We start from the raw sequence: 8,719 nt of genomic DNA on the forward strand, positions 1-8,719 counted from the left end.
TATTTGTGGGACAGCAGTGGCCTTCGGCCACTTTTTTCTCGATAGGTCTTAAAGACCAATTTCACCAATAAAGGGCAAATGACGGTACTTTTGGTCGTAGTCTAGGCCATAACCAACGATGAATTTATCTTCAACGTCAAAACCTAAAAACTTCACATCGAGTTCAATTTCACGGCGTGAAGGCTTGCTGACTAAGGTGCATAGCTCAATTGAGTTTGGAGAACGTGTTTCTAAAATTTCTAATACTTTGCTCAAGGTGTTGCCTGAGTCGATGATATCTTCAATCACTAAGACATCTTTACCGCGAATTTCACCATCTAGGTCTTTTAAAATTCTTACATCACGTGAAGATATCGTACCGCCGCCATAACTCGATACCGTCATGAAATCGAGTTCATGTGGTTTTGAAATGCTACGACATAAGTCTGCCATGAAAATGACTGAACCACGTAATAAACCAATCAGTACGAGTTCCTTATCACTGTTTGCATAATGCGCATCAATTTGTGCACCAAGCTCTTTTACTTTCGCTTGAATCTCTTCAGTAGAAATCATTACGCTCATTTGAACGGTCATGGGTAGATACCTAAAAATTAAAAAAAATCAAAAATAAAAAAGGCGTTGACCTGCAACACCTCTATATATGCATTAATTTTAATATATCTCTAAACGAGATGCACCCCCTTTTGCCCGCTGAAAATGTAATCATTGCATTGTAGGCGGGATGCAGCTTGGTTTAGAGGCAAAAATCAAAGTCGTTTCAAAACTTGATTAACCGCTTAAATTTTTGCTATTTGCTGCTTAGTCTTGCAGATAAGCCTTCTGACCAAAAATATAAGTCGCATGAATATTGCGGTCATCACCCATAGTCATCAGAGCAAATAAAGCATCTTCAATCCCTTTTGCACGTTGCTGACGTAATGCTTGCAACGCGGTTGCTTTGAGGTCGAGCACCACAAAGTCGGCTTCTTTGCCTACATTAAAGTTACCGAGCTTATCATCCAAGCTCAGTGCTTTGGCACCGCCCAGCGTAGCGTGGTAGAGCGATTCAAATGCGGACAGTTTATCACCTTGAAGTTGCTGTACTTTATAGGCTTCATTGAGGGTTTGTAGTTGGTTAAAAGAGGTTCCTGCACCAATGTCTGTACCAAGCCCAACTTTTACCTGCTTTTCCCAAGTCTTGTTTAACGGAAATAAACCACTACCTAAAAAGAGGTTGGAGGTCGGACAGAAAGCAATGGCCGAGTCAGTCTGATGCATGCAGTCCCACTCTGCGTCTTCTAAATGCACGCAGTGGGCAAAGACCGAATGTGAACCCGTTAAGCCAAAGTGATGATAAACATCGAGATAACCTTGCTGTTCTGGGAATAAGTCTTTCACCCAAGCGATTTCATTTTTATTTTCACTTAAATGCGTATGCACATATACATCTGGGTATTCAGCTTTGAGCTGCCCTGCTTTAGCCAATTGCTCTGGTGTTGAGGTTGGGGCAAAACGTGGCGTAATTGCATATAGATTACGGCCTTTGCCATGCCATTTCTCAATCAGTGCTTTAGAGTCTGCATAAGCACTTTCAGGTGTGTCACACAGACCTTCAGGTGCATGACGGTCCATCATGACTTTACCTGCGATCAGACGCATCTGGTGCTGCCCAGCCGCTTCAAATAGTGCATCGACTGATTCGCTATGCACAGTACAGAAGACTAAGGCTGTGGTGGTGCCATTTTTCAGCAGTTCTTGCACAAAGAATTGGGCAATCTGGTCGGCATAGGCTTTATCGGAAAATTGTAATTCGGTTGGGAAAGTATAGGTATTGAGCCATTCGAGTAGCTGTTCGCCATAGGCCCCCACCATTTCTGTTTGTGGAAAATGAATGTGGGTGTCGATAAAACCCGGCACAATCAATTGTTCATGATAGTGCTGAACCTCGACGCCAACAGGAAGGTGCTGTTGCCCCTCCTGCCAAGATCCAAACCATTGGATTTTGCCATTGTGGCTAATCAGTAAACCATCTTCTACGTAACGCACTTGGTCGTGAATTTCACGCGCTTGGGCAACCGTATTCTGAATATCTAGGAAGCGACCGCGAACCGCCGTCGTTGCAACTACAGAAGACATTTTAAACCTGCGTTTTGACTTTTTTTCGATTGATTGTACCGCAAACTGGATATTTTTCACGGCTATTTACGGAAGTTTTTTTATGCTATGCATAAGCACACGCTTTGGACTTAAATGATTCAATCTATTCGCAAAATTTTGCTGAGAAAGTCTTTATCTTTAAATGCTGAATCAGTACAGTGTCGGCATTGATAAAATAAGAGACCATGACCCGCATGTATTTTTGGAATACCAAAGCATTAGCACATGAATTATCTAGCAATACCCTCGATAAAAAGCATTATAAAAATTATTACTTAGTCACCGCCTTATTGGTTTCAGTGGTGTATTACTACGGCATGTATTCACCCTATGGTGATGTTCGTGTGATTGGTGTTGAGGGACTTTTGACCTTATTGATTATGTATATTGGGATTCAAAGCACTTATAAAGCCAATGGCGGCGATGAGGGTGAGCATTTCTTAGGTCGAATCACAGCCTTGTCTTTTCCCATTTTGGTACAAACCACTGTGGCGGGTGTGGTATTTGGTGCAGTGTTATTGGGGCTTTATTTTGCTTTTAATCTAGAAGGCACGGCGTTTGATCATTGGTATGAATGGACTATTTCGCTATTTACCATCTTCCTGCAAATCTTGTTTTTCACGCGTTTGGTGTCTTATATGAAGCGGGTTAAAGCACATACCATTTAAGCTTGAAAAAAATATTGTCTTCGAATCTATGCCTGTCAGTTTTAGAGTTGACAGGCATTTTCTTTTTCAATTTAAACTTTATTTGATAGACGCAAGCGTCATCCGCAACCTGCGTAGTGTTTGGAATAGATTGTTTTTGCAATACAGATTTTTTAATTATAGAACGTGAGCAGGTTTTGCAGAGGACAAATGCTTTCTTTACGAAACTTCGCTTCTCATTTGGCGAAACAAAAGAATAAATGAGCTCCCAGTATTGAACTTGAAAAAGATAAGATTCCGCCGTGAATAACCTAAAAGTGATAGTGCTTCTACTAAAACGCCTGAGCAGAGCCGTATTACTTTTTGGACACTTATTTTAAATAGGTGATTTAGAGTGCCACTTTATTCCACAAAATAATGCGCAGCAAAATGCGCATCATTGCCAATCACATCAAACACATCTTCGCGCAGTGACATTCCCGCACATTCATCCCCGACCATCCAAAGTCCCAAGGTGGGCAGCATGCCTTCATGCAACGGCGTTTTTACCCAGCGTTGCATGACATAGCCATATTTGTCGTAGTCATCAAAGTAAAAACTACCTGAAGCTGCGCCGCAATCGACATTGTTTTGTAGGATATGAATATTTGCGCCTTCGCGCGCTAAGATGGGCTTACGCACCCATTTCCCTGCATAGTGAGCGTGTGCATCATAAGCATGGGTTTCTAACAACAATGGATGATTTGGAAAGCGTTTCCATAGCTCGATCAACAGAGCTTTATTGGAGAGTAGCATTTTCCAACACGGTTCAATCCATTCAGTTTCGGGTTTGAGAAACTGCGAAAAACTTTCTTCCCAAATCCATTCCCACGGATACAGCTTAAATAAATGCTGAATCTCTTGTTGATGCAAATCGACAAAGGCGGTGCCATTCCAACCGATGTTTTCCATCGACAGTTCGCTGACATTTAAGCCTGCCTGAAAAGCAGTATCCATGAGGTATTCTAAATTGCCCCAATCTTCACGCCCTGCTTCTTGGCAGGCTGCAAAATGGACACGGCTACGCGCAGGATAGAGCTGTTTCCAACGCTCAATTAGCTTTTCATGAATGCTGTTGAACTGATCACGGTTTGCAATGTTTTCGACCTGTTCAATCCAATGCCACTGTGCAACAGAGGCTTCGAGTAAACCCGTTGGCGTATCGGCATTGTATTCCAGCATTTTGATGGCTTGACCATCATAGGCAAAATCGAAACGGCCATAGAGCATCGGCGCTTGGTTTTTCCATGAGTGCTCAATCAAAGGAATCGCTGCTGGGGGGATTTGAAAATATTCGGGATAATGACCGCGTTGAATCATATCCCCTGCCACTTCAAGGCACATCTGGTGTAATTCGTTCGAGGCATCTTCAAGCTGTTCAATTTGCTTGAGGCTAAACTCATAAGCCACCCCTTCTGACCAATATATTGAACCATCTCGGGATGGCAAGTTGTAGTAGTCAAAACCAATCTCTTGATGCATCTGTTGCCAGTTTGCACGCTCAGGCAGTAGAACTCGTTTCATGTATTAACCTCCGAACGAGCCTCCGCCACGGCCGAAGCCTCCCCGAATGGGTTGGGATTTGGCATGGCTAAAAACGTGAGTCGAGATTTTGGGTGCGCCTGTCGAATGTCGTCCACGTGCTTTCATGACTTGACCTAAGTAACGGACTTTACGGTTATTTTTATAATATTGTGGGCCGATATAAACCCCAGTAGAGCCACTGTAGCTTGACGAACTCTCTTCGTTGGCAGGTTCGCACAGTTCAAAATGCCAGTCTTGGTAGCAGTTGTATTGGTTATTATAAACATCCTGTTGTAGGGTTTTAGAGCCGCTACATGCCGTGAGTAAAACCGGCACCACAACAAGAGTTAATTTTTTGGTACGCATGGATGAGCAACCTTCGGGTTGTTTTATTTTTACAGGTAAAACCAAGGGTTTTAAGCCCGCTTATCATAGGGAGCTGCCTACACAAAGTACAGTACATTTACACAGAAAATCATAGAATTAAGTCTTATGCGTACTAAAATTTGGTCATAAAAAAGCCTTCACAGTGGAAGGCTTTTTTAAAACATTAGAGGGTGGTTTGATGATGTTTCTTACTGTATCGAATTGACAAGATCGCAGTAATGCTCAGCACCAACACAATAAAGCCCAGTGAAATCCAAATTGGCATATGGAACACATCCAACATGAGCATCTTAAAGCCAATGAACACTAAGATAATACCTAAACCATACGGGAGATAATGCATCTTGGTTGCTGCACCAGACAACAAGAAGAACATCGCACGTAGACCCAAAATCGCCATTAAGTTTGCAGTCAATACGATAAACGGATCAGAAGTCACCGCGAAAATTGCAGGAATGGAATCCACTGCGAAAATCACATCCGACGCTTCAACTAAAATCAACACCAAGAATAGCGGCGTTGCCCACAACATCCCGTTTTGACGGACGAAGAATTTATTGCCGTGCATTTGCGGGGTAATCCGCATATGTTTACGTAGCCATTTTAAGATGGCCATATCTTCGATATTGGTTTCTTCTTCGTTTTGTCCTTTGAAGAATTTGAAGCCCGTATACACCAAGAACGCACCGAAGATATACAGAATCCATGAGAACTCTTGCACGAACCACGCGCCAATAAAAATAAAAATGGTACGTAGAATAATCGCGCCCAAGACACCGTAAAGCAGTAATTGGCGTTGTAATGCAGGTGGGATGGCAAAAGCAGCAAAGATCATCAGCCAGACAAAGACGTTGTCGACGGCTAAAGATTTTTCAAGTAAATAACCTGCGAAGTACTCCATGACCTTGGTATTGGCCACAGTGACACCTGCAGTTTGTTGTAGATACAGCCAGAGACCTGCACCAAAGAGTGATGCGACGGAAACCCACGCAATACTCCATAACGCGGCTGTTTTGATTTTAACTTCTTGGCCTTCTTTTTGTTTAAAGCCTAAAAAGTCGATCAGTAGCATCACGGTAACAATGCCGAAAAAAGCAAGGTATAGCCATAAATTGCCGATAGATTCCATGAAATCCTCCACATCCAGCAATCGGCCACAAAAAAACCTTGACCTGCTGCCAGATGAAATAAAACATCTGTGACAACATGATCAAGGTCTTGCCTACATTTTAGCGTATGTAATTTGTGCGCTAAAATGCTCAGATACCGACTTTTTGCAAAGTGTAATGACGATAATCTGACACGTGAAAGTGATGCATAGCATGGATTTTTCACGTTTGGAGGAGGCTACTCCCCTTGTTCAACATAAATTTGGTTTTGGATTTGATCCAAAAGTGAGCTAAGCATCGCATATTTTTATGGTTTGAGCAAATATTAAAGAAAATTGTAGATGAAATATAAATGAGACAAAATTTTGCTTCAATTTGTGGCAAGCTAAAAAAACAGTAAACCCAAGAGGAATAATAATGAAAATTCAACAGCAAGAAACAGGTAGTAAAGGCGAAGTTTTTGTTGAGCAAGAAAACGAGCGTGTGGCGGAAATGACTTATAGTTGGGCTGGGGAAGATAAATTTATCATTGATCACACTTGGGTCAGTGAGTTGTTGCGTGGGCAACATGTGGGGCGTCAGTTATTGGATGTTTTGGTTAACTTTGCTCGTGATAAGGGCGTGAAAATTTTACCTTTGTGCCCTTTTGCCAAATCGGTATTCGACAAAGATCCATCTATTCATGATGTTTTATTCCACTAAGATAGATAACCATCAATCCATTCAATGAGTGTGCTATGCAATTTCAACATGTAGATCGTGATCAAAAAGGTGAGTTTTTCTTAAATAATGCAGACGGTCAGCGTATTGCTGAAATTAGCTATCTTTGGCGAGATGACACAACCATTGATGCCAACCATACTTGGGTCGATGATTCACTGCGGGGGCAATGCGTAGCACGTTTACTGTTAGATACTCTGGTTGATTTTTCACGTGAGAAAAACCTTAAAATTATCCCGACCTGTTCTTATGTCGATGTGATGTTTCGCCGTGAGAAAAGCTTTGAGGATGTTGCGGCTTAGTTGTTCATGGCATTCATTGCGGTTCTAAGCGTTAAGCTAAAATGAGATCAATATAGCTGCCATTGCAGTTCTAATTTGTACTTTGCAGTGCTGAAGATAATGGAATTAAAGTATATGAAGAAGCTTTTATCTATTGGTCTATTTAGTTTAGTTGCCCCCTTATTGCATGCTGAAGACTGTGTAAAATTTGAGGAAAAGGCCGAACAAAAAGAAGTCCAGATCATCCCACGTTGGGGCATGAAAGTGATTGTTCCAACCAGAGTGTATTTTCATTCAGCACCGAGCAATACTTGTAAAATTAAAGATCTGTTTATGATTAAAAATGACCATATCACTGCTTATAGCACCTATGATGATGGCCAAGAACAGTGGGTTTCGATCATGTATTTCAGCAAGCGTTTGGGAGACACGGTTCAAGGTTGGGCAAAACTAAAAGACTTTGAATATACGGGTACGATGTCTGGTTTTTAATTGAATAAGCTTGTAAAAAACCGCAGATTGAACTGTGGTTTTTTTCGTCTAAGAGAGAATAGCTTATTCTGCATTTAAGGCGCTGATCAATTTCTGGTGTAAACCACCAAAGCCGCCATTAGACATGATCACGACCGCATCGCCCTCACCTGCATCACTGACAATGGTCTGGATAATGTCATCTAATGTACGTGCAACCACAGCCTTGTTCGGTGCAGCCGCAATGACAGGTTGTAAGTCCCAGTCTAAACCTTCTGGTTGATACCAAATCACCTCATCGGCCAAACGTGCAGAGTGCGCAAGTCCATCTTTATGGCTTCCCATGCGCATGGTATTTGAACGTGGTTCAATAATCGCCCACAACTTACGTTGGCCTAAACGCTTACGTGCGCCTTCTAGCGTAGTATCAATTGCGGTTGGGTGATGGGCAAAGTCATCATACACTTCAACGCCACGTACCGTGCCTAAAAGCTCCATACGGCGCTTCACACCGCCAAAGTTAGACAGGGCTGCGCAGGCTGTTTCAATGTTCACGCCAACGTGTTCAGCCGCAGCGATAGTCGCCAATGCATTGGCCACGCTGTGCTGCCCTGTCATGTTCCATTGCACGATGCCTTTTACCACGCCGTGTTGGAGTACTTTAAAATGTGAACCATCTGCACTCAGTTGTTCGGCATACAATTCAGACTTGTCGTGAGCCTCTAAAGAGGTACGAACCACAGGTGTCCAACAGCCCTGTTCTAAAACTTCATCAATATTGCTTTCAGTAATAGGCGCAATAATACGACCTTCGCTAGGAATGGTACGAACCAAGTGATGGAATTGTTTTTGAATCGCTGCTAGATCATCAAAAATATCGGCATGGTCAAATTCAAGGTTATTTAAAATGGCTGTTTTGGGATGGTAATGCACGAACTTCGAACGTTTGTCGAAAAAGGCAGAATCATATTCATCAGCTTCGACACAGAAGTATTTGCCAGCACCTAAACGTGCACTTTCAGAGAAACCTAAAGGTACACCGCCAATGAGGAAACCTGGCTCTAAACCCGCCTGATCCAATACCCAAGCCAACATGGTGGTGGTGGTGGTTTTGCCATGCGTGCCTGCTACGCCAAGTACGTGTTTACCTTGAAGTACATGATCGGCCAAAAATTGCGGGCCTGAAATATACGGCAAGCCTTCATTGAGCATGTATTCAACGGCATCAATCCCACGTTTCATCGCGTTGCCCACGATGACCAAATCAGGATGAGGTTGCAAATGACTGCGGTCATAACCTTGCATTAAGGTAATGCCTGCATTTTCGAGCTGGGTGGACATAGGAGGATAAACGTTTAGATCCGAACCCGTCACTGTATGGCCAAGATCACGTGCTAAAAGC

At 42.7% G+C, this 8,719-nt stretch carries 10 protein-coding genes; 4 read left to right on the top strand and 6 right to left on the bottom strand.

Annotation, left to right across the window (positions count from 1 at the left end):
- Positions 1 to 48: 48 nt before the first annotated feature.
- A complete protein-coding gene (gene hpt, locus B4F08_RS07670; RefSeq protein ID WP_086210955.1) occupies positions 49 to 576 on the bottom strand; it encodes a hypoxanthine phosphoribosyltransferase in 528 nt (175 codons plus the stop codon).
- Positions 577 to 801: 225 nt separating this feature from the next.
- On the bottom strand, positions 802 to 2,118 hold the full coding sequence (guaD, locus tag B4F08_RS07675) for a guanine deaminase (RefSeq protein WP_110975409.1): 1,317 nt from the start codon (positions 2,116 to 2,118) through the stop codon (positions 802 to 804).
- Positions 2,119 to 2,333: 215 nt separating this feature from the next.
- Between guaD and B4F08_RS07680 the strand changes: the two genes are divergently transcribed.
- Positions 2,334 to 2,807, top strand: a complete 474-nt coding sequence (locus B4F08_RS07680; protein WP_110975408.1) for a hypothetical protein — start codon at positions 2,334 to 2,336, stop codon at positions 2,805 to 2,807.
- A 381-nt stretch (positions 2,808 to 3,188) separates the two neighbouring features.
- Here B4F08_RS07680 and B4F08_RS07685 read toward each other — a convergent pair whose 3' ends face one another.
- The 3 genes from B4F08_RS07685 to B4F08_RS07695 all read right to left on the bottom strand — a co-directional run bounded on the left by B4F08_RS07685 (position 3,189) and on the right by B4F08_RS07695 (position 5,865).
- Positions 3,189 to 4,349 carry a glutathionylspermidine synthase family protein gene (locus B4F08_RS07685; RefSeq protein ID WP_291374022.1) on the bottom strand — a complete coding sequence of 387 codons (1,161 nt, stop codon included), beginning with the start codon at positions 4,347 to 4,349 and terminating at the stop codon, positions 3,189 to 3,191.
- A gap of 3 nt (positions 4,350 to 4,352) precedes the next feature.
- Positions 4,353 to 4,715, bottom strand: a complete 363-nt coding sequence (locus B4F08_RS07690) for a hypothetical protein (RefSeq protein ID WP_291374023.1) — start codon at positions 4,713 to 4,715, stop codon at positions 4,353 to 4,355.
- A gap of 184 nt (positions 4,716 to 4,899) precedes the next feature.
- Positions 4,900 to 5,865 carry a TerC family protein gene (locus tag B4F08_RS07695; RefSeq protein ID WP_086210951.1) on the bottom strand — a complete coding sequence of 322 codons (966 nt, stop codon included), beginning with the start codon at positions 5,863 to 5,865 and terminating at the stop codon, positions 4,900 to 4,902.
- 397 nt (positions 5,866 to 6,262) lie between these two features.
- On the opposite strand from B4F08_RS07695, the gene B4F08_RS07700 reads away from it, so the two are divergent.
- From B4F08_RS07700 to B4F08_RS07710, 3 genes are all read left to right on the top strand, one after another.
- The gene (locus tag B4F08_RS07700; protein ID WP_291374024.1) at positions 6,263 to 6,547 is read left to right on the top strand and encodes a GNAT family N-acetyltransferase; all 285 of its coding nucleotides are present in this window, start codon (positions 6,263 to 6,265) and stop codon (positions 6,545 to 6,547) included.
- A 35-nt stretch (positions 6,548 to 6,582) separates the two neighbouring features.
- Positions 6,583 to 6,867, top strand: coding sequence for a GNAT family N-acetyltransferase (locus B4F08_RS07705; protein ID WP_291374025.1), 285 nt, complete (start codon positions 6,583 to 6,585; stop codon positions 6,865 to 6,867).
- Positions 6,868 to 6,981: 114 nt separating this feature from the next.
- Positions 6,982 to 7,338, top strand: coding sequence for a hypothetical protein (locus tag B4F08_RS07710; RefSeq protein WP_291374026.1), 357 nt, complete (start codon positions 6,982 to 6,984; stop codon positions 7,336 to 7,338).
- A gap of 63 nt (positions 7,339 to 7,401) precedes the next feature.
- Here the strand turns inward: B4F08_RS07710 and mpl are convergent.
- Positions 7,402 to 8,719, bottom strand: a 1,318-nt coding sequence (gene mpl / locus B4F08_RS07715) for a UDP-N-acetylmuramate:L-alanyl-gamma-D-glutamyl-meso-diaminopimelate ligase (RefSeq protein WP_291374027.1), incomplete at its 5' end; no start/stop codon positions are given.

Source organism: Acinetobacter sp. UBA6720, assembly GCF_002454215.1.
Taxonomy (GTDB): Bacteria; Pseudomonadota; Gammaproteobacteria; order Pseudomonadales; family Moraxellaceae; genus Acinetobacter.

Bases quoted from the DNA above. Each gene is read 5' to 3' on its own strand.
- B4F08_RS07685 (WP_291374022.1), bottom strand. From the start codon at position 4,349: ATGAAACGAGTTCTACTGCCTGAGCGTGCAAACTGGCAACAGATGCAT.
- guaD (WP_110975409.1), bottom strand. From the start codon at position 2,118: ATGTCTTCTGTAGTTGCAACGACGGCGGTTCGCGGTCGCTTCCTAGAT.
- B4F08_RS07710 (WP_291374026.1), top strand. From the start codon at position 6,982: ATGAAGAAGCTTTTATCTATTGGTCTATTTAGTTTAGTTGCCCCCTTA.
- B4F08_RS07705 (WP_291374025.1), top strand. From the start codon at position 6,583: ATGCAATTTCAACATGTAGATCGTGATCAAAAAGGTGAGTTTTTCTTA.
- B4F08_RS07680 (WP_110975408.1), top strand. From the start codon at position 2,334: ATGTATTTTTGGAATACCAAAGCATTAGCACATGAATTATCTAGCAAT.
- B4F08_RS07695 (WP_086210951.1), bottom strand. From the start codon at position 5,865: ATGGAATCTATCGGCAATTTATGGCTATACCTTGCTTTTTTCGGCATT.
- hpt (WP_086210955.1), bottom strand. From the start codon at position 576: ATGACCGTTCAAATGAGCGTAATGATTTCTACTGAAGAGATTCAAGCG.
- B4F08_RS07700 (WP_291374024.1), top strand. From the start codon at position 6,263: ATGAAAATTCAACAGCAAGAAACAGGTAGTAAAGGCGAAGTTTTTGTT.
- B4F08_RS07690 (WP_291374023.1), bottom strand. From the start codon at position 4,715: ATGCGTACCAAAAAATTAACTCTTGTTGTGGTGCCGGTTTTACTCACG.